Below are 21,330 nucleotides of genomic sequence, written 5' to 3' on the forward strand. Positions count from 1 at the left end.
AAGTGCGGTCGATTTTAATGTAATTTTTATGCGAAATTATAAATATTTCTTTAATTAGCTATCGGAGGAAAAACAACCCAGTTCAAGGGAAATATCATGGGCCGTTTGAGCGATTTCTTTAATAAAAAATTGAATGCCTAGTTGCTGTAATTTATAAACCGACATTGAAACAGAAACTGAGTAATCTACATTACCGCAGAAATCAAATATCGGACAGGCAAGACATACTACGCCCAACTCATTTTCTTCTTTATCCATTGCATAGCGCTTTCTACGAATGTCCTCTAATTCTTCACGCATTTCTCCCAATTCCGTTATAGTATTATGGGTAAGCTTATGAATAACATTTTGATGAGATGCCCAGTATTCGTCTAAGTAATCACTGTTTTTATCGTAGGCAAGATAAATTTTCCCCATCGCAGAACAGTATAATTGGAGATGTTGCCCAATATATGCCCTTGTTCTAATCATACCGACTGTTGGCTCTAACTTATAAATCATAATCGCCCTTTCTCCCTCTCGCTTTGAAAAATTCACGGTTTCTCCGAGAGTTAAATTCAATTTTTCTAAATGTGGCGCTGCAATATGTATGATATTTAATGAAGAAAGAACCTTATGACCAAGGCTCAAACATTTGGTCGTTAAACGATAGCTACCATTCGAACCGGCAGATTGTACATATCCCTCGTTTTGCAATCCCTGCAACAGGCGGTGTACCGTACTTTTATTTAGCTCTGCTATCTCAGCCAGTTTTGCTAAAGGGCAACCGTTGGGGAAATTGCTTAAAATATCAAGAATGCGCAATCCACGAATTAAACTCTGATTTCCACTTGGCTTTTCGCTTGCCATATCACCTATCCTTCCGAGTAAATTTTTTATTAGTGTCAACATTATAATAATATCGTTTTATATATTGAAACTCTATTTACAGACATTGTGATCAAGATCACAAATTCCAAAAATAATATATAACTATATGATTTTAATGAAATTATTATTTTGTGCATTTATTGACATTATAGTGTTGAGATCTTAAATTATGAAACGTAAATCCACTATATGAAATAAAGAGGTATATATGAGAGTTTCTTACAATGAATTAAAAGCTGAATTTAAACGTATTTTGCTTTCACGTCATATGCGTGAAGATATCGCCGAAGATTGTGCTACTTTATTTGCCGATACGACTCAAGCAGGTGCATATTCACACGGGGTAAACCGTTTTCCTCGTTTTATTCAGCAGCTGGAAAACGGAGATATCGTGCCTGAAGCCGAACCAACCAAAGAGCTTTCTTTAGGTGCTATTGAGCAATGGGATGCTCATCAAGCAATTGGCAATCTAACCGCCAAAAAAATGATGGATCGTGCAATGGAAATCGCCCAACAGCATGGTATTGGCGTGGTAGCTTTGCGTAATGCCAATCACTGGATGCGTGGCGGTAGTTACGGATGGCAAGCGGCAGAAAAAGGTTACATCGGTATTTGTTGGACAAATGCGTTAGCCGTGATGCCACCTTGGGGGGCGAAAGAGTGTCGCATCGGTACTAACCCACTAATTATTGCGATTCCAACAACCCCTATCACTATGGTAGATATGTCTTGCTCCATGTATTCATACGGTATGCTTGAAGTTCATCGTTTGGCAGGTCGTCAAACTTTTGTGGATGCAGGCTTTGATGATGAGGGTAATTTAACCCGTGATCCGGCAACGGTAGAAAAAAACCGCCGCCTACTCCCAATGGGATTCTGGAAAGGCTCAGGTTTGTCTATCGTATTGGATATGATTGCAACATTACTCTCTAATGGTGAATCTACCGCAGCAGTAACAGAAGATAAAGATGATGAATACTGCGTTTCTCAAGTATTTATTGCAATTGAAGTTGATCGCTTAATTGATGGTACGACTAAAGATGCCAAACTTCAGCGTATCATGGAATATGTGAAAACTGCCGAGCGTGCCGATCCAAATGTCGAAGTTCGTTTACCGGGTCATGAATTCACCACTATCTTGGCTGATAACAAAGCGAATGGTATCCCGGTAGATGATACGGTTTGGGCAAAATTAAAATCATTGTAGCCACATTCGGTGTTGTCTCTCTTTGAGATGACAGCACCGAGGCATAAAAGTGCGGTCAATTTTTACGGAGTTTCATAAACGAGGCATCTATGTTTTTTGGGCATATATCTAAAGTTAATAAGAAAGAATATCCAGTGGCTATCCAAACCGCCTTGGATTATTTGGCTTCGACTAATTTCGATAGTATGGAAGTGGGACGTTATCCTATTAAAGGTGATCTAATCTATGCGCAAGTATTAGATTTAGAAACAAAAGACAAATCTGATATTTTACCGGAAGTTCACCGTCAATATCTTGATGTGCAATATCTCCATTCCGGCAAAGAGCGAATTGGCGTTGCTTCGGATTTAGGTAATAACCCGATTGCAAAAGATTATGATACGGAGCGTGATATTTTATTTTATACCGATATGCAGAATGAAATAGAACTGATCATGCGTCCGGGCAATTTTGCCGTCTTTTTTCCTGAAGATATTCATCGCCCCGCTTCTATGGATGGTCAATCGGAAAAAATACGTAAAGTCGTCGTAAAAATTGCCATTAGTGAACTTTAGGAGCGAATGATGAAATCTCTCGCGATTTATACCGGCAAGCTACTTGAAGTGTTAGTAGTAACTATACTCAGCATAATGTCTTGCTTAGTCTTTCTTAACGTAATTTTACGCTACGGTTTTAACAGTAGCATTAACATTACCGAAGAAGTTTCCCGCTATTTGTTTGTATGGCTAACATTCTTAGGAGCAATTCTTGCTTTTAGTGAAAATCAACACGTTAGCGTTACCATGCTCACAGAGCGTTTATCCAAGAAAAAACGTAAGATTCTTCATCTTTTTACTGATGCAATTATGTTTTTCTGCAGTTATTTAATTGTAAAAGGTAGCTGGGTACAGTTTCAGTTAAACATCAATAACATCGCACCAATCTCTGGTATTCCTACAGGGATCACCTATCTTGCCAGTGTGATTGCCGGTGTATTATTCGGAATTCTGATATTAACTCGTTTTATTTCCACATTAACCCTCTTAGTTAAAGGAGAAGAAAAATGACCGTAGTAATTTTCCTTTCTGTTTTACTGGGTTCAATTATGCTCGGTATTCCCGTGGCATTCTCTTTGTTGGTATGCGGTATCGCCCTAATGGTGCATTTAGATTTATTTGATGCCCAAATTCTCGCCCAACAAATCGTTAGTGGAGCAGACAGTTTTTCGCTAATGGCAATTCCATTCTTCATTCTTGCCGGTGAAATTATGAATGGAGGCGGTTTATCCAAACGAATTATTGATTTACCAATGAAACTGGTCGGTCATAAACGTGGAGGACTGGGGTTTGTTGCTATTCTTGCCGCAATGATCATGGCGAGTCTTTCCGGCTCAGCAGTCGCGGATACCGCTGCAGTTGCGGCAATGTTGCTCCCAATGATGAAGACTACCGGATATCCGGTAGATAAATCAGCAGGCTTAATCGGTACTGCGGGGATTATTGCGCCAATTATTCCTCCATCAATTCCATTTATTATCTTCGGCGTCGCAAGTGGCGTATCTATCACCAAATTGTTCTTAGCCGGTATTTTCCCCGGTATTTTAATGGGGGTATGCCTTGCTTCGCTGTGGTGGTGGCAAGCAAAACGCTTGGATTTAATGACATTTTCTAAAGCAACTCGAGAAGAACTCTGTATTTCTTTCAAAAACAGTATCTGGGCGCTGATGTTACCGGTCATTATTATCGGCGGATTCCGTTCCGGTATGTTTACTCCAACTGAAGCCGGTGCAGTAGCCGCATTCTATGCCCTATTCGTGTCATTGTTCATCTATCGCGAGTTAAAACTTAAGGATCTCTACCCTGTCATTTTAGCTGCAGCGAAAACAACGGCAGTCGTCATGTTCCTAGTCGCCGCCGCAAACGTCACCGGTTGGTTAATCACGGTTGCCGAACTTCCTCAAGCTATGACGGAATTGTTAGAACCACTCATTGACAATCCAACCATGCTATTAATCGTTATTATGATTGCTGTATTTGTTATCGGTATGGTGATGGATTTAACGCCAACTGTGTTAATTCTGACGCCGGTATTAATGCCGTTAGTTGAGGAAGCCGGAATTGATCCGATATATTTTGGTGTATTGTTCATTCTGAACACTTCTATCGGTCTGATCACTCCACCTGTGGGTAACGTACTCAATGTGATTACCGGCGTATCAAAATTGCCTTTCGAGCAGGCTGCCAAAGGGGTTCTACCTTATTTATTAATGATGATCGCATTACTATTTCTTTTTATCTTTGTTCCATCATTAATTATCGAGCCTCTCAATTGGATGTCTGCATAAAATTAAAATAACGCTGTCATTAACCACTTATGGCAGCATTGAAAAACGCTTAATTTCTATAGGAGAAACAATATGAAATTTTTCAATCTAAAAACCTTAGTCGCATTGACGGCGGGAATGGCTGTATTTGCCGGTAGCGCAAGTGCCTCAACGACGCTACGTTTCGGTTATGAAGCACCACGCAGTGACACTCAACATATCGCCGCTAAAAAATTCAATGAATTATTAAAAGAAAAAACAAAAGGTGAACTTAAACTCAGCCTTTTCCCGGATAGTACATTAGGCAATGCTCAAACCATGATTGGTGCTGTACGTGGCGGTACAATTGATTTGGAAATGTCCGGTTCTCCAAACTTTACCGGTTTAGAACCAAAATTAAACGTCATTGATATCCCGTTTATTTTTAAAGATCGCCAACACGTTTATAAAGTGCTGGACGGTGAAATCGGTCAAGGCTTATTAAAAGATCTTGAAGCACAAGGATTAAAAGGACTGGCTTTTTGGGATGTAGGTTTCCGTGCATTTTCCAACTCCAAACACCCGGTTAATAAACCGGAAGATATTAAAGGGCTAAAAATACGTACCAATCAAAACCCAATGTATATTCAAGCATTTAGTTTGTTAGGCGGTAATCCTGTACCAATGCCATTATCAGAACTTTACACCGCACTTGAAACTCGCGCCGTCGATGCCCAAGAACATCCAATCGGTATTTTCTGGTCAGTGAAACTTTACGAAGTACAAAAATACTTAAGTTTAACTAACCACGGCTATACTCCGCTCATCGTAGTAATGAACAAAGCTAAATTCGACGGCTTATCGCCTGAATTGCAACAAGCAATTTTGGATTCAGCTAAAGAAGCGGGACAGTATCAACGTGATCTGAATGTACAAAACGAAAAAGACATCGTGGAAAAATTACGTAAAGCCGGTATCGAAGTGATTGATAATGTGGATAATGCACCATTCAAAGCGGTAATTGAAGCAGATGTTCGTAAATCCTTCATTGAAAAACATGGTGACGATTTAGTCAATAAAATTGATGCATTGGCTCAATAATCCCGAATCCTAAAATTTAATATTAATTCCAGTGTGATGTGGTTTTCTGTTTGGACATCACACTGACGTTAAATTTTAAAACGATTGAAAAAACAACCGCACTTTTCTACACGATAAGTAAGTACGAGTTGGATTTATATTTGTTACTTATTCCTCAAATGGAGGAAATATGACTTCAAACACACAACCGATATTAAGTATGCAGCATATTGTTAAGCGCTTTGGTGGAAACATTGCGGTTAATGATGTCAGTCTTGATATTCATAAAGGGGAGATTGTGGCTCTATTAGGTGAAAATGGTGCCGGAAAATCTACCTTAATCAAAATTTTGGCCGGTATCCACAATTGTGATGAAGGTGAAATTTTATTCAATAATCAGAAAATTCAATCCGCACAATCTCTTGCTAATTCTAATAAACAGCCTATCGCTTTTATCCATCAGGATCTCGGCTTAATCGAGTGGATGACTATTGCAGAAAATATGGCATTTGTTATGGGATTTCCACGCCGTTTCGGTTTGATTGATTGGGCAAAAATTCACAAACAGGCGCAGCAGGCATTGAATTATGTCGGCATTAAATTATCTGCTGATACTCGTGTTTTTGATCTCAGCAGAACAGAAAAAGCGCTGCTTGCCATTGCCCGAGCAATTGCAGTCAATGCTGAAGTTTTAATTTTAGACGAACCGACCGCCTCCCTGCCGGCAAGCGACGTAGAACATTTATTTGTTGTATTAAACCGTTTACGGGAACAAGGTGTGGGCATGGTGTATGTAACCCACCGTTTAGACGAGGTTATTGCCATCTCTGATCGTATTTTAGTAATGCGAGATGGTTTTCCTGTCGCAGAAGGCGCAACAAAAGACTATGACGTGAAAGGCTTGGTAAAAGCTATTGTTGGTGAAGAAAGTCGTGGTAAACAACGCATTCCGCTTCCAGAGAACACCGATGAAATTCTACGATTAGATAACGTAGTTGTCGGTGATACCGGCCCGGTCTCCTTTAATTTACATAAAGGTGAAATGATTGCATTAGCCGGATTACGCGGTGCCGGTCAGGAAGAAATCGGTCGTTTGCTATTCGGATTACGCAATTTAGATCAAGGTTCGATTTATTTGGACAATAAACCTTATCTGGCAAGCTCTCCGCAAGATGCGATTTATAAAGGTATCTCTCTGGTTGCCGGTGATCGTACTCATGAAAGTGTCTTTATGAACAGAACGACGACTGAAAATCTGTTTATTAATCCGGTTTTAAGCGGACACTCTCCACTCGAATGGTATAAACGCAAAGACGAGTTAAGTGAGAGTTGGTTCAAATTATTCGATATTCGTCCGAAGAACCTATTTATTGATGCCAGCGCATTATCCGGCGGTAATCAACAAAAAATTGTATTGGCACGTTGGATGCATCTAAATACGCCAATCCTAATTTTAGAAGACCCAACAGCCGGAGTCGATGTAGGTGCCCGTGCAGAAATTTACGATTTACTCAATAAAGCGCTTGGTGAAGGCATTGCAATTATCGTGATTTCCACTGATTTTGAAGAAATTGCCCATTTATGTAATCGGGCACTCGTATTTAACCGTGGTGATATTGCCGGAGAATTAAAAAACGAACAGATTACGTTTGCTAATTTACTTGCATTGGCTTCGGATTCCCAATCTAAAGCCGCATAAAAATAAATTCAGGGTGAGAATTTTCCCGCTCAATCCCCTTATATTTTCTTTGGAGGCTGTATGGCTCAAACTAATATAAAATCGACCGCACTTGAACAACCGGTATCCATTTCCCGTGATGGTTTTATGGCGTGGTTTACACAAATGCTAACTCGTTATGGATTACTCTGGCTTTGTGTGCTGTTAGTGATTATTTTCTCACTTACTACCGATTCTTTTGCTTCAATGCTCACTTTAAACGCTATTTTGGAAAGTAAATCTAAAATTGCCTTACTCGCATTAGCCGCAACAACAACGATGATTGTCGGGAAAATCGACTTAAACGTGGGTTTCGGCATCGTGCTATGGCATATTTTGGTCATCACTTTACAGGTACAATTCGGTTTTTCTTGGCCTGTGGCTATTTTGATCGTGTTAGCCATTGCCGCCCTCTACGGTTTGTTGAACGGTATTTTGGTCGCCTTAGCCGATATTGACAGTTTTGTGGCAACACTCGGCTCTGGTACTGTATTGTATGCCGTGGCACTATGGCATTCAGGCGGGCGACAAATTGTCGGCGATCTACCTGACGGCTTTATTGCACTAAACAGCACGGAAATTTTTGGAATTCCTATTTCAGCCTTCTACGTATTAATCGTCGCCGTTATTATGTGGCTTATCACCGAACATACACCAACCGGACGCTGTATGTATGCGGTAGGAGCAAATCCGACAGCAGCACGCCTCAACGGAATTAATATCAAAAAATATACGATTGTACCTTTCGTTGTATCCAGCGTTCTCACCGCATTTACCGGCGTACTGATCTCCGCACAACAAGGAGTCGGTCAAGCGAGTGTGGGAATGGACTACTTGTTACCCGCCTTAGTTGGTGCTTTTCTAGGAAGTACGACTATCCGCCCAGGCCGAATTAATGTGTGGGGAACAGTTGTCGGTATCGCAATACTCGCAATTGGTATTTCAGGTATTCAGCAATTTGGTGGCGCATTCTGGGTTGAACCATTATTTAATGGTGCGACACTCTTGTTATCCATCACTATTGCAGGCTATGCACAACGTAAACGCTTGCTTAACCAAAAATCCATCCAAAAGAAAGTGTCTAACTAACTCAATAGGAGCTCTCTATGAAACATTTCTTTCGTAAAACCTTAACTGCAGTTGCTACACTTGCTGCAATTTCTTTCACAAACAATGTATTAGCTAATGATCCCTTCGTTGAAGATGCTAAAAAACAAGTCGCTGCAGCAACCGCAAAACAGGAAAAGTGGGATGGTCCGACAACAGGTCCTCAACTACAACAAGGTAAAAGCATTATTTTTATCGCATCTGATATGAAAAACGGTGGTGTTTTAGGAGTAATTGACGGCATGAAAGAAGCCTCAAACGTTGCCGGTTGGAAATTTGATGTATTGGATGGGGCAGGTACAGTAAATAACCAATTAGCCGCATTAAATCAAGCCATTGCAAAAAAACCGGATGCGATTGTTATTGGTGGTTGGAATCCAAACGTAGCAAAAATTCCACTACAAAAAGCAAGTAAAAACGGCATTACTTTAGTGGCATGGCACGCCTCTCCACAACCGGGTCCTGATGACAAATACAATATTTTCTATAATGTAACCTCTGACTCTGATGAAATCGCCAGACTTTCCGCTCTACAAGCAGTCGCAAAATCTGACGGAAAAGCAAAAGTCGTGATTCTGACGGATTCGTTATATGAAATCGCATTGCGTAAAGCTAATGTGATGAAAGAAGTTATTGAAAAATGTCGAGACTGTAAAGTATTAGAATTTATCGATACACCATTAGCAGATACCTCTAGCCGTATGCCTAGCCTAACATTCAGTCTATTGCAAAAATATGGTGATGACTTGCAATATACATTAGCGATCAACGACTTATATTTTGATTTTATGTCACCTTCATTACGTTCCGCCAATAAAGGGGAAATGCCATATAACATTTCTGCCGGAGATGGTTCCGTGACAGCTTATCAACGTATTCGTAATAACGATAAACAGTTCGCTACTGTTCCGGAACCACTTAATTTACATGGTTGGCAATTGGTTGATGAATTAAACCGTGCCTTCTCTAAAGAAAAACCATCTGGTTATATCACACCGGCACACCTTGTTATTCAAGAAAATGTTGCTTTTGACGGTGGTGATAAAAATCTTTATGACCCACAAAACGGTTATAAAGAAGCTTATAAAACCATTTGGGGTGTGAAATAAAGAAACGTTGTTCAATAGAAGGGGATAATCCTAAATAAAATGGGATGAGGATAAAGTGCGGTCAAAAATCGTAGTGTTTTTCTATATCCTCCCCTTCTGTTTTACAGATAAAAACCGTTAGGAACAATATATATGGCAATATTTACAACTGAAATTTATGACGAACGTTTCTACACGTTAGTTGGCACGAAATTCCAACTGGATGAGCTTTTTTCTAATGCAGTCTGGGCAGAAGGCCCGGTTTGGTTACCCCAACAACAAGCGGTCATTTTTAGTGATGTGAAAGGTAACACCCTGTATCGTTGGACAAAACAAAACGGTACACAAGTATTACGTTCACCGTCTTATTTCGCTAACGGTAATACCCTTGACATGGAAGGAAATCTGATTACTTGCGAACATGGCAGACGAGCAATCAGTAAAACCGATAAACAAGGTAATGTACAAATTTTAGTAGATAAGCTGGAAGGAAAACGTTTCAATTCCCCAAATGATCTTGTCGTAAAATCCGATGGTACAATTTGGTTTACCGATCCACCATACGGTATTTTAAGTGATGCAGAAGGAAAAAAATCGCCAAGTGAAATTATCGGTTGCTATGTTTATTGTTACGATCCTAAAACAGATGAAATCAATATTGCTACTTTTAATGTAATGCGTCCAAATGGTTTGGCATTCTCGCAGGATGAAAAACAACTCTTTGTTGCCGATATGTCCGCTGTTGAATTTGAAAAAGAAGGATTGCATCATTTAGTCGTTTTTGATGTGGAAGGAAAACGTTTGAAAAACCGCCGTAATGTAGCAGAAATTAATCCGGGTATTCCGGATGGTTTACAAATTGATAAACAAGGAGTCATATATTGCAGCTGTGAAAACGGAATTCTTGTTTTATTATCGGATGGAACATATTTAGGGCGCTTTATTGTAGGTAAAACGACTTCAAACTGCACTTTTGGGGATGATCAAAAAACATTATTTATCACCTCAACCAACAGCTTATACAAACTAACTATTGAATAATAAGGAATCAGCATGAATTATTATCTTGGCATCGATTGTGGGGGAACCTTTATTAAAGCCGCATTATTCGATCAACAGGGCAATATGTCCGCTTGCATGCGTAAAAATGTTGAGGTCATCAGTGAAAAAGCAGGCTACGCAGAACGAGATATGACACAATTATGGCTGATTTGTGCTGAAGTCATACGCCAAACAATAAGAGAAAGCAAGGTTAACCCAGAGCAAATTAAAGGTGTCGGAATTTCCGCCCAAGGAAAAGGGGCATTTTTATTAGATAAACAAAAAAAACCGCTTGGTAAAGCCATCCTATCTTCTGATCAACGCTCTTTAAATATCGTACGTCAATGGCAACAAGAAGGGATACCGGAAAAACTCTACCCGATCACTCGGCAAACTTTGTGGACAGGGCATCCTGTTTCCATTTTACGTTGGATAAAAGAAAATGAGCCTGAACGCTATGCCAAAATCGGTTCAATATTGATGTCGCACGATTATCTTCGCTTTTGTTTAACCGGTGAGTTACATTGCGAAGAAACGAATATTTCCGAGTCCAATTTGTATAATATGGAAAGCGGTAAATATGAAGATGAACTCGCAGAAATCCTTGGATTGTCCGGTATTCTTGAGAAGATGCCACCCATTATCGCCCCCGATCAAGTGGCAGGTTATGTGACTTATGAAGCTGCCCAATTATCAGGCTTAATGGAAGGTACACCGGTAGTAGGTGGATTATTTGATGTAATTTCTACCGCACTTTGTGCCGGATTGGATGATGAGAAAAAACTTAATGTGGTTTTAGGTACTTGGTCGGTAGTCAGCGGTGTGACGGATCATATTGACCCAAATCAAACTATCCCTTTCGTTTACGGACGCTATGCGGAAAAAGGGAAATTCTTAGTCCATGAAGCCAGCCCAACATCCGCCGGCAATCTAGAATGGTTTATCAAGCAATGGAATTTAGATTATCATCAAATTAATAAAGGTATTGAACAATTGCCACCCTCCTCAAGCTCCGTACTATTTGTTCCTTTCCTGTACGGTTCGAATGCCGGGCTCGGAATGCAAGCAGGATTCTACGGCATACAATCTCACCATACTCAAATGCACCTGATGCAAGCCGTCTATGAAGGTGTACTATTCAGTGCAATGTATCATTTAAACCGAATGTTACAGCGCTTTCCTGATGTCAATGTCCTCAGAATTACCGGTGGACCGACAAAGTCCAATGTATGGTTACAAATGCTGGCTGATTTAACTGGAATGATGTTAGAAATCCCCACAACGGAAGAAACGGGTTGTTTAGGTGCAGCACTAATGGCAATGCAAAGTGCGGAAGAAACGCCAATTAAACTGGCTGACAACATGCGGAAAATTTATCCCAACCCCGATAACTATCAATCATATCAGGAAAAATATGCTAAATATGTCCGCTTGATTGAGGCATTAAAAACGTTGTTGTAGTCTATAAGACAAATCATTTAAGAATAGATAAAAGTCCGAAGTATTTACCAGATAAATATTATCTGCGAAAACAAAGAAATTTATAAAGCCTAACAACCCCGTTAGGCTTTTCTTTCTATCATTGATATTTTATAAATCTGTTAAATCTTCAATTTTAGGAATTAGATATATGGGTCAATCCAACTATTCCTAATCACGATCTTTTAAGTGGTCTGTAAATTTCAGGTATAAAAAAAGCCGCTTAATGCGACTATCTTATTGATTTTGTGGATAATTTAAATGGTGCCCGAAGCCAGACTTGAACTGGCACGCCTCGAAAGGCGAGGGATTTTAAATCCCTTGTGTCTACCGATTCCACCACTCGGGCAATGGAGCGGGAAACGAGGCTCGAACTCGCGACCCCGACCTTGGCAAGGTCGTGCTCTACCAACTGAGCTATTCCCGCTTTGTCATTGAGACAACGGGGCGTATTTTACTGATTTATGAAATACTGTCAAATAGAAATGGTAAAAAACGGATTGATTGATTAAAAAAAATTCAAAAATAAAGTGCGGCTTATATAGACCGCACTTTTATGTTATTTCAAGTTATTTACTCGGCGTTTGCATAAAACGGAAGAAATCGCTGTCCGGCTTCAAGATCATCATATTATCCGGATTTGAAAAGCTCTCTTCATAGGCTTTTAAGCTACGCACAAAACTAAAGAATTGTGGCTCTTGTGAAAATGCATCGGAATACAGTTTTGCCGCCGCCGCATCACCCGAACCGCGTAATTCTTGCGCCGTTTTATTGGCATTTGCCAAAATCAGGGTAACTTTACGATCTACATCAGCTTGAATAAAAGCCGCTTTTTCCTTACCTTGTGAACGATGTTCCCGTGCGACTGCATCACGTTCTGCACGCATACGTTGGTAAATTGAAGAAGAAACTTCGTCCGGTAAGTTGATCTGTTTTACACGCACATCAACCACCTCGATTCCAAGTTCAGCCGTACTGTCTTGTCCAGAATTCAAGGCTTTTTTCGCCCCCTCCATTAATTCGCCTCGAGTACCTGAAACAATGTCTTTAATGGTACGCGAACCGATTTCAGAACGCAGACGGTCGTTCACTTTGCGGCTCAATAAACTCGCAGCTTGGCTGTAATCTCCGCCGCCGGTTGAAGTATAAAAGCGACCAAAATCACTGATTTTCCATTTCACATAGGAATCGACCAGTAAGTCTTTTTTCTCTACGGTTACAAAACGTGTCGCAGAACCATCTAAAGTGCGGATACGTGCATCCAGTACCTTAATGCTATCAATAAGCGGTACTTTAAAATGTAAGCCGGGTTCATAAACAACGACTTTATTATCCGCATCACGCTGCACTTTGTTAAAACGCAGCATAATGCCTCTCGTACCTTCGGCGACAACAATCACACTTGAATAAATCACCGCAGCGATGACTAAAATAACGGGTAATAAAAATTTACGCATTAATTGAATCTCCCTTGGCGAACCGGTTCAGCAGTATTATTGTTTTTAGGATGACTTGATTGATTTTCAGGTTGAGTTAAAACCGGCGCAGAATCAACCGCACTTTGTACTTTTGATTCATTTCTCTTTCCCATAATTTGTTCAAGAGGTAATACCGTTAAATTATTACCGTTATTTCCATCCAACATAATTTTCGGTGTATTAGCCATCACTTTTTCCATAGTTTGAATATATAAACGCTCACGCAATAAATTAGGTGCCGCTTTAAATTCCGGCAATAAGCGTTGCAGACGCTCGACTTCCCCTTTCGCATCTAGAACGATACGATCCTTATAAGCCGTTGCTTCTTCCAAAATACGTTGTGCATCACCACGTGCAATCGGCTCTCTTTCACGGGCATAGGCCTCCGCTTCACGAATAAAGCGTTGTTCATCTTCTTGTGCTTTAATCGCGTCATCAAATGCGTCTTTGACTTCTTCCGGCGGACGTGCTGATTGGAAGTTCACGTCAATAACATCAAGCCCCATGTCATAAGGTTTGATGATTTCATTCAAGGCTTTCCAGGTATTTTCACGCACTACCGCTCGACCGGTTGTAAGAATATCATTCATCGTCATATGACCGATTACATAGCGTAATGCGCTGTCCGTTGCCTGATTTAAGCTATCATCAGCATTTGTCACGCTAAAACGATATTTCGCCGGATCTTGAACACGATATTGCACGGTCATTTCCACTTTTACCATGTTCTCATCTTGGGTGAGCATTGCCCCTTGAGTTCTTAACTCTTTTACTTGTTCTACATTGACCGGCAAGACTTTATCCACAAAAGTCGGTTTCCAGTTTAAGCCAGGTTGAACAATAGAGTGCAATTCTCCAAAACGCAGAACGACTCCACGCTCAGCCTCTTTAATAGTGTAGAAGCCGCTAGCGCCCCAAACAATTGCCCCTAATGCAACGGCAATTGGTAACGCTTTACCCCAATTAACTGGAGCTGAAGGCCTATTGTTATTAGAACTGCCATTATTTTGACCGCCCTTTTTACCGCCACCGAGTTTTTTCAGCAAATTATTAAAAATTTCCTCAATATCCGGTGGAGATTGTTCCTGATTTCCACGGTTTTGATTTGAATCCCATCCGTTATTTGATGAGTTTCCAGGCTTTTGCTCATTGCTCTGCCCCGGCTTGCCCCAAGGATCCTGTCCTGAATTCTGCGACATGTCGTTTGATTCTCCATTTGTCAAAAAATTGTTACGAGTTTATCGGAATAATGGGGGCTCGTCTATCAAAATACAAGGCATTTCCAGAATAAAATCCCCCTTAATGATTTAAATATTTCTCTATTTAATTTACTTCATACTGAATGAGACGATCGAGCGTTTTTTGCTTAAGCGTTTTCCCATTCCAATGTAAAAAGTGCGGTTGATTTTTAAGTTGATTGGTAAAAGCAGCCAAGTAAAAAGGCAGTTCATTGGTGAAAAAAAGTTTACCCTGTGGACAATAATCCGAAAAAATTTTTAATTCGTGAGGTAAATGGCGTACTTCCGATAATTTCACAATACCCACGCCTTGTGATTTTAATATGGCTTCACGTAAGCACCAGCTCCGATAAAATGTCCCTTCAATATCCGATTGTTGGCTAAACCACATGACCTCATCTCCCGGTGCGAAATGCTGCATTAATCCAAGAAAATATCGCTGTTTTGGAAATTCGATGTCAATGCCAACCGTACTTTTCTTTTCCGCTCTGTTTTGCAAAATAACCGCAACCCAATCAGCCGAATGGCTAATGTTAAAATCAATTGTTTCATTTGGAAAATAAGGTCTCCCGCTCTCTGTACGTTCAATTTTTCCTAAAAGTGCGGTATTTTTCCCTACTGTTTTCAGTAATTTCCAGAGTAGGAAATGAGCTAATTTCTGGCATTGATGGCGTTGACGCACTCGTGGATTTTCAGATTGTAGGGTAATCAAACTTTCCGGCACAATTTCGGGTGGAATTTCATCAAAAGGAAAAGGTTGTTGAATATTGGCGTAAGCAATTAATGTTGTCATAAAACAATTAAAAAGTGAAAGTGCGGTCATATTAACCGCACTTTTTTATCATTTGAGTAAATAAGCACGTAGTTTCGCAAAATCATTTTCCATTTCATCGGAAAGTAGCGGCAACTTATTATGCTTATCTAATGTTTCCGGCAAAGGTAATTCGAGATTCAAAATTCGCTCAACAGATTCTTTAAATTTTGCCGGATGTGCCGTGCAAAGGAAAATTCCTGTTTCATCATCGTTAAGCTGATCTTTCAATACTTGATAAGCTATCGCACCATGAGGTTCGCAAGTATATCCCTCAGCATACAATGCTTTTAGGGTTTGTTCCGTTTGCGCATCAGTCAGCATCCCCGAACCTAAATCCGATAAATTCCAACCATTACGCTTAAATAACTCTTCCACTCGTGGCCAGTTATTCGGGCGACTAACATCCATCGCATTAGAAAGTGTCGCAACAGTCACTTTCGGTTCCCATTTGCCGGATTGTAAATAACGCGGCACAGTATCATTGGCATTAGTAGAAGCGATAAAACGCTTAATCGGTAAACCTAAGGTTTTTGCAATTAATCCTGCAGTTAAATTACCGAAATTCCCGCTTGGTACGGAAACAACCACATTATTGCGTTTTTCTTTTGGCAGCTGAGCCACCGCCTCAAAATAATAACAAATTTGAGCCAATAAACGGCTGATATTAATGGAATTGGCAGAGTTTAACCCGATAGCCTCTCGCAATTCTGCATCGTCAAAGGCTTGTTTAACCAATGCTTGACAGGCATCAAAATCACTGTTAATGGCAACAGTGCGAATATTACCCCCAAGGGTACAGAATGATTTTTCTTGTAGTGGGCTAATTTTTCCTTTCGGGTATAGAATCACCACATTAATATTTTCTAAACCATAAAAGGCGTGAGCCACCGCCGCACCGGTATCCCCTGAGGTTGCCGTTAAAATCGTAATTTTGCCATCGCCACGCACATTAGCAAGCGCTTGAGCCATAAAACGTCCGCCAAAATCTTTGAACGCTAAGGTTGGTCCGTGGAAAAGCTCAAGGGCATAAATATTCTCTTCGACTTTTTCTAAAGGAGCAGGAAAAGTAAAGGCATTTTTTACCATGGTATTTAGCTTGTCTGCGGGCAATTCTTCACCAATTAAAGCGGAAAGAATTTTTTGGCTGCGTTCAACCAACGGCAAATCCAATAATTCATTGATATTGGTTAATGTTGGAATGGTTTCCGGAAAAAATAAGCCTTGATCTTTCCCAAGCCCTTGACGCACGGCTTGGGCAAAATTAACTTGTTCTTCCGGGTGTTTGATGTTGTATAAATTCATTGTTAAACCGTTTATAAATGATAAATAAAATAGATTAAAAATTATCTCGTTTTGAAATTATGCCTAAGGCTCTCCTGCACTAGGCTAAATTTCTTACCCCTTGATTATCAACCTTGCAAATATGCACAAAACCTTCGTTATTTTGTAAATAATGATTTTCCAAATAAGTCGATAATTTAGTCGCCGTTTGAAGATCCGGTGCAATAGAAAAAATAGTTGGCCCCGATCCTGAAATCCCCGTTACTAATGCACCTAAATCACGCGTAGCCTGTTTTACTTCTGCAAAATTAGGCAATAATGATTCACGATAAGGCTCTGCGATGACATCTTTCATCATAATCGCTGCAAGATTTTCCTGCTGTGTATGACAAGCATGAACAAAACCGCCTAAATGACGACCATGGGAAATCACATCTTGTCGGGTATAACTTTTCGGTAGAATTGCCCGAGCTTCAGCAGTAGAAACTTCAATCCCTGGATAAGCCAACACCCAATACCAGTGATCGAAAAACGGCAGTTTTTGGCAAATATTACCGAGCGACTGTACCATAAACTGTACGCCGCCAAGATAACAAGGCGCAACGTTATCATAGTGAATAGAGCCTGAAATTCTCCCCTCTAATTCCCCCATCATTTCAAGCAATTCCATTTTAGAAAAGGGTTCATCATGAAACTGATTCAATGCCACTAATGCTGCGACAATTGAACAGGCACTCGACCCTAATCCCGATCCAATAGGCATATTTTTTTCGAGTGTTAAACGTAGCGATTTCACTTGAATTCCACGTAGTTTCAAACGCTCGATAAATAATACATAGGCTTGATAGACGATATTTTTTTGCGGTTCTTTCGGTAATTTACGGACAAAATAGCCCGCACTTTCCAATTCAAAACCGCTTGGGATTTCCTCAATTTGAACAACATCACCTAATAATGAACCATCAATAGGAGAAATTGCAGCTCCTAGCGTGTCAAAGCCTACACTAATGTTTGCGCTGGATGCCGGTGCATAGATTCTTAACATCGGGACTCCTGTTAATGTTGTAATGTTCTTAAAATATCGGCAAAAATACCCGCTGCGGTAACGGCATTGCCTGCACCATAACCACGTAATAATAACGGAATCGGTTGATAATAACGCGTATAGAATGCAAGGGCATTTTCACCGTCTTTCACTTTGTAAAGCGGATTGTTTTGATCCACTGCGACAATCGAAACTTTACATTTTCCTTCGCTGATTTGTCCCACGTAACGTAATACTTTACCTTCTGATTTTGCAGCCTCTACTCGAGCATTAAAATCATCATCAAGCTGTGGCAGCATTGCCATAAATTCGTCAGTAGATTTCCCCTCGGCAAAACCTTTTGGCAAGACGCCTTCTACTTCTACATCGGAAAGCTCTAACTCTAATCCTGCTTCACGAGCTAAAATTAACAGTTTACGGGCCACATCCTGCCCAGACAAATCATCACGCGGATCAGGCTCCGTAAATCCTTTTTCACGAGCAAGTGCGGTCACTTTTGACAAAGAAATTCCTTCTTCCAATTTTCCGAAAATAAAAGAGAGCGAACCTGATAAAATCCCTTCAAAACGTTCCAATTCATCGCCGGCAGCCAATAAATTTTGTAGGTTTTCAATTACCGGCAATCCCGCTCCTACATTTGTTTCATAGAGGAATTTATGTTGACCGGCTTGGGCATTTTTGCGTAACTCGTGGTAATATTCCAATTCACGTGTGTTCGCTTTTTTGTTTGGTGTCACAACGTGGAAACCTTCTTTTAAAGCTCGAGCATAAAGCCCAGCCACAGATTCTGCCGATGTGCAATCCACAAATACCGGATTCACCACGTGATGTAACTTAATGAAAGAAAGTAATACATCAAAATCGGAAGGCTGTGTCGCATTTTCAAGGTCGGTTTTCCAATTATCCAGATTTAAACCCTGTTCATTAAGCATCATTTTATTGGAGTTTGCAATGGCACAAACCCGAATTTCAATGTCCTTCTTTGCCAAATATTCCTTCTGACGTTTTACCTGCTCAATGAGTTCGCCACCTACACCACCTACACCAACTAAAAACATATCCACGACTTTCTTATTGTTAAAAAGTGCCTGATGGGTAGCTTTCACAGCCTCAATTGCTTTATTTTGTGGCACAACGGCGGAGATAGAACGCTCGCTGGAGCCTTGTGCAATCGCCACAATACTGATATTTGCTTGAGCCAAAGCAGAGAAGAAACGGGCAGCAATGCCTTTAGCTTGTTTCATTCCGTCACCCACGACAGAAATAATAGACATATCTTTAATCACTTCAATAGGCTCTAACTGGCTCGCACTAAGTTCATCAGAAAATTCATTCTCAAGCACCATTTTTGCCAGTTCTGACGACTTGACCGGTACGCAGAAACTAATGCTGTATTCAGACGAAGATTGTGTAATTAAAATCACTGAGATCCCTGCACTCGACATCGCCGAGAATACACGAGACGCCATACCAACCATTCCTTGCATTCCAGGTCCAGAAACATTAAACATTGCCAAATTATCTAAATTCGTAATGCCTTTTACCTGCAAACCTTCAGCTTTCACATTACCATCAATAATTGATCCCGGTGCGGACGGATTACCGGTATTCTTAATGACACAAGGGATATTCTTCGGTAATAATGGACCAATAGTTCGTGGGTGAATCACTTTTGCACCAAAATAAGAAAGCTCCATTGCCTCGCGGTAAGATAGGGTTGGTAGCAAGCGTGCATCCGGCACTAAACGGGGATCACAAGTATAAACACCATCAACATCTGTCCAAATTTCACAGACACTCGCATCTAAACAGGCAGCTAGACAGGCTGCGGAATAATCAGAGCCATTACGTCCCAAAAGCACGAGTTCACCTTGTTCATTACCTGCAGTGAAACCCGCCATTAATACGACTTTATCTTTTCCAATGCTTGCCACATCCACACGTTTGGTCGATTCTGTAATTTCAACGGAAGATTCTAAATAATTTCCTTTTGCAAGTAATTGTTTTACCGGATCAATAACATGAACCTCATAGCCACGGGCTTCAAACCAAGCTTTCATCATTGCAATTGAAAGTTTTTCACCACGACAATCAATCGTCGCTTTCACCGCATCTTCCACTTTACCCGCTTGACGAATTTCTTCTAATAATCCCTTAATTTGAGAAAATTCAGCATCGATTAAGGCTTTCATACCATCTAAATCAAATTGATTATTTTCGGCATACAATCCATTAATAATATTATAGAAAATTTCAAGGGATTCATTGAAATGAGTATCGGTGGGTTGATTTAAAGCAGCTTTTTCAGAAAGGGCGACAAGATGGTTAGTAATTTTAGCAGGGGCTGATAATACACCTGCAGCCTGCTCCGCTAAATGAGCCTGCTCAATAAGTCTTGCGGCTTGAGAAAAACGCTCCGGATTCGCAAGGGAAGTGCCGCCAAATTTGAGTACTCGCATAATTGATTCTCCTAGAAATATTTTATTTTAAACCGATAAAAAACCCGCATTCAGTTGAATTGCGGGTTTTCGATATTCCATTTTTCGTGCATTAACCCGCGCCATTAAACATCGTAATGGTCATCATAATAATGATAGCGGTAAAAGTGCGGTTAATTTTCATTGTGTTTTATCTTTCAAAACGAATGCGCTAAGAAATACCGAAATTTCATAAAGTTGTCAAACATAAAATAACAATTTAACTGAATTTTTTTCAAGTCATTAAATTTCGTGTAAACTAGCCGCACTTTGAATAAGGAGAATCCAATGAACATTCAACATAACTTACGAGACATTCAGGAAAGTATTCATGAGGGATGTGTTCAAGCTCATCGACCTTTAAATGAGGTAAAGCTACTGGCTGTTTCTAAAACCAAACCGGTTTCCGATATTTTAGAAGCTTATCAGGCGGGACAAATTGCCTTTGGTGAAAATTACGTGCAGGAAGGTGTGGAAAAAATTCAATATTTTGAACAACAAAAGATTAAGCTTGAGTGGCATTTTATTGGACCTTTGCAATCCAATAAAAGTCGTTTGGTAGCAGAGTATTTCGACTGGATGCAAACGCTTGATCGAGTGAAAATTGCCGAACGGTTGAATGAACAAAGACCCCAAAATAAAGCCCCGCTAAATGTGCTGATTCAAATTAATATCAGCGATGAAGATAGTAAATCCGGTATTCAACCTGAATCAATGCTCGATCTTGCCAAACACATTGAAAATCTACCGCACTTACGTCTACGCGGTTTAATGGCAATTCCCGCTCCGACTCCAAATGTTGCCGAGCAAGAAAATACTTTCAAAAAAATGGCGGAACTATTTGGACAACTTAAACAAGCCTTTCCAAACGGGCAAATCGATACGCTTTCAATGGGAATGACGGATGATATGCCAAGTGCTATAAAATGTGGTTCAACGATAGTTAGAATTGGTACGGCAATTTTTGGTGCACGAGATTATTCCCCCAAATAGTGCCTATCAATCCAAACCCGCAAGGGATACTATATCCCTTTATCTCTAAACTGCCCACGATAGCAATATGCCAAAAAGCAAAATCCCCCGAACCTTTCAGCTCAGGGGATGACTCTATGTCGTAAATATAAAAA

18 protein-coding genes and 2 tRNA genes are annotated in these 21,330 nt (G+C 40.3%); 11 read left to right on the forward strand and 9 right to left on the reverse strand.

Annotation, left to right across the window (positions count from 1 at the left end):
• Positions 1–54 precede the first annotated feature (54 nt).
• A complete protein-coding gene (locus BKG94_RS00695) occupies positions 55–849 on the reverse strand; it encodes an IclR family transcriptional regulator (RefSeq protein WP_077433239.1) in 795 nt (264 codons plus the stop codon).
• 229 nt (positions 850–1,078) lie between these two features.
• Here BKG94_RS00695 and yiaK point away from each other — a divergent pair, with 229 nt between their 5' ends.
• The 10 genes from yiaK to BKG94_RS00745 all read left to right on the forward strand — a co-directional run bounded on the left by yiaK (position 1,079) and on the right by BKG94_RS00745 (position 11,852).
• On the forward strand, positions 1,079–2,077 hold the full coding sequence (yiaK, locus tag BKG94_RS00700; RefSeq protein ID WP_077433241.1) for a 3-dehydro-L-gulonate 2-dehydrogenase: 999 nt from the start codon (positions 1,079–1,081) through the stop codon (positions 2,075–2,077).
• Positions 2,078–2,166: 89 nt separating this feature from the next.
• Positions 2,167–2,631, forward strand: coding sequence for a NanQ anomerase/TabA/YiaL family protein (locus BKG94_RS00705; protein ID WP_077433243.1), 465 nt, complete (start codon positions 2,167–2,169; stop codon positions 2,629–2,631).
• A 9-nt stretch (positions 2,632–2,640) separates the two neighbouring features.
• Positions 2,641–3,123 (forward strand): TRAP transporter small permease, encoded by a 483-nt coding sequence (locus tag BKG94_RS00710; RefSeq protein WP_077433245.1) that lies wholly within the window; start codon positions 2,641–2,643, stop codon positions 3,121–3,123.
• The gene (locus tag BKG94_RS00715) at positions 3,120–4,400 is read left to right on the forward strand and encodes a TRAP transporter large permease subunit (RefSeq protein ID WP_077433247.1); all 1,281 of its coding nucleotides are present in this window, start codon (positions 3,120–3,122) and stop codon (positions 4,398–4,400) included. Before BKG94_RS00710 ends, BKG94_RS00715 begins: the two co-directional genes overlap by 4 nt.
• A gap of 72 nt (positions 4,401–4,472) precedes the next feature.
• Positions 4,473–5,459 carry a TRAP transporter substrate-binding protein gene (locus BKG94_RS00720; RefSeq protein ID WP_077433249.1) on the forward strand — a complete coding sequence of 329 codons (987 nt, stop codon included), beginning with the start codon at positions 4,473–4,475 and terminating at the stop codon, positions 5,457–5,459.
• A 169-nt stretch (positions 5,460–5,628) separates the two neighbouring features.
• Positions 5,629–7,137, forward strand: a complete 1,509-nt coding sequence (locus tag BKG94_RS00725) for a sugar ABC transporter ATP-binding protein (protein WP_077433251.1) — start codon at positions 5,629–5,631, stop codon at positions 7,135–7,137.
• A 60-nt stretch (positions 7,138–7,197) separates the two neighbouring features.
• The gene (locus BKG94_RS00730; protein ID WP_077433253.1) at positions 7,198–8,244 is read left to right on the forward strand and encodes an ABC transporter permease; all 1,047 of its coding nucleotides are present in this window, start codon (positions 7,198–7,200) and stop codon (positions 8,242–8,244) included.
• A gap of 17 nt (positions 8,245–8,261) precedes the next feature.
• On the forward strand, positions 8,262–9,371 hold the full coding sequence (locus tag BKG94_RS00735; RefSeq protein ID WP_077433255.1) for an ABC transporter substrate-binding protein: 1,110 nt from the start codon (positions 8,262–8,264) through the stop codon (positions 9,369–9,371).
• Between the two features lie 132 nt (positions 9,372–9,503).
• The gene (locus tag BKG94_RS00740; protein ID WP_077433257.1) at positions 9,504–10,391 is read left to right on the forward strand and encodes an SMP-30/gluconolactonase/LRE family protein; all 888 of its coding nucleotides are present in this window, start codon (positions 9,504–9,506) and stop codon (positions 10,389–10,391) included.
• Positions 10,392–10,403: 12 nt separating this feature from the next.
• Positions 10,404–11,852 carry an FGGY-family carbohydrate kinase gene (locus tag BKG94_RS00745; protein ID WP_077433259.1) on the forward strand — a complete coding sequence of 483 codons (1,449 nt, stop codon included), beginning with the start codon at positions 10,404–10,406 and terminating at the stop codon, positions 11,850–11,852.
• Between the two features lie 280 nt (positions 11,853–12,132).
• Here the strand turns inward: BKG94_RS00745 and BKG94_RS00750 are convergent.
• From BKG94_RS00750 to thrA, 8 genes are all read right to left on the reverse strand, one after another.
• Positions 12,133–12,219, reverse strand: a tRNA-Leu gene (locus BKG94_RS00750).
• 2 nt (positions 12,220–12,221) lie between these two features.
• A tRNA-Gly gene (locus BKG94_RS00755) sits at positions 12,222–12,297 on the reverse strand.
• Positions 12,298–12,439: 142 nt separating this feature from the next.
• A complete protein-coding gene (gene hflC / locus BKG94_RS00760) occupies positions 12,440–13,327 on the reverse strand; it encodes a protease modulator HflC (protein ID WP_077433261.1) in 888 nt (295 codons plus the stop codon).
• Positions 13,327–14,547, reverse strand: coding sequence for an FtsH protease activity modulator HflK (hflK, locus tag BKG94_RS00765; RefSeq protein WP_077433263.1), 1,221 nt, complete (start codon positions 14,545–14,547; stop codon positions 13,327–13,329). Before hflK ends, hflC begins: the two co-directional genes overlap by 1 nt.
• Positions 14,548–14,671: 124 nt before the next feature.
• The gene (locus BKG94_RS00770; protein ID WP_077433283.1) at positions 14,672–15,379 is read right to left on the reverse strand and encodes a 4'-phosphopantetheinyl transferase family protein; all 708 of its coding nucleotides are present in this window, start codon (positions 15,377–15,379) and stop codon (positions 14,672–14,674) included.
• 48 nt (positions 15,380–15,427) lie between these two features.
• Positions 15,428–16,702 (reverse strand): threonine synthase, encoded by a 1,275-nt coding sequence (gene thrC, locus BKG94_RS00775; RefSeq protein WP_077433265.1) that lies wholly within the window; start codon positions 16,700–16,702, stop codon positions 15,428–15,430.
• Positions 16,703–16,781: 79 nt separating this feature from the next.
• Positions 16,782–17,726, reverse strand: a complete 945-nt coding sequence (thrB, locus tag BKG94_RS00780; protein ID WP_077433267.1) for a homoserine kinase — start codon at positions 17,724–17,726, stop codon at positions 16,782–16,784.
• 11 nt (positions 17,727–17,737) lie between these two features.
• Positions 17,738–20,185, reverse strand: a complete 2,448-nt coding sequence (gene thrA / locus BKG94_RS00785) for a bifunctional aspartate kinase/homoserine dehydrogenase I (RefSeq protein WP_077433269.1) — start codon at positions 20,183–20,185, stop codon at positions 17,738–17,740.
• Positions 20,186–20,491: 306 nt separating this feature from the next.
• Here thrA and BKG94_RS00790 point away from each other — a divergent pair, with 306 nt between their 5' ends.
• Complete coding sequence (locus tag BKG94_RS00790; RefSeq protein WP_077433271.1) at positions 20,492–21,196, forward strand: YggS family pyridoxal phosphate-dependent enzyme; 705 nt, start codon at positions 20,492–20,494, stop codon at positions 21,194–21,196.
• Positions 21,197–21,330: the final 134 nt, after the last annotated feature.

The sequence above is a fragment of the Rodentibacter ratti genome (assembly GCF_002000485.1).
Classification (GTDB): Bacteria; Pseudomonadota; Gammaproteobacteria; order Enterobacterales; family Pasteurellaceae; genus Rodentibacter; species Rodentibacter ratti.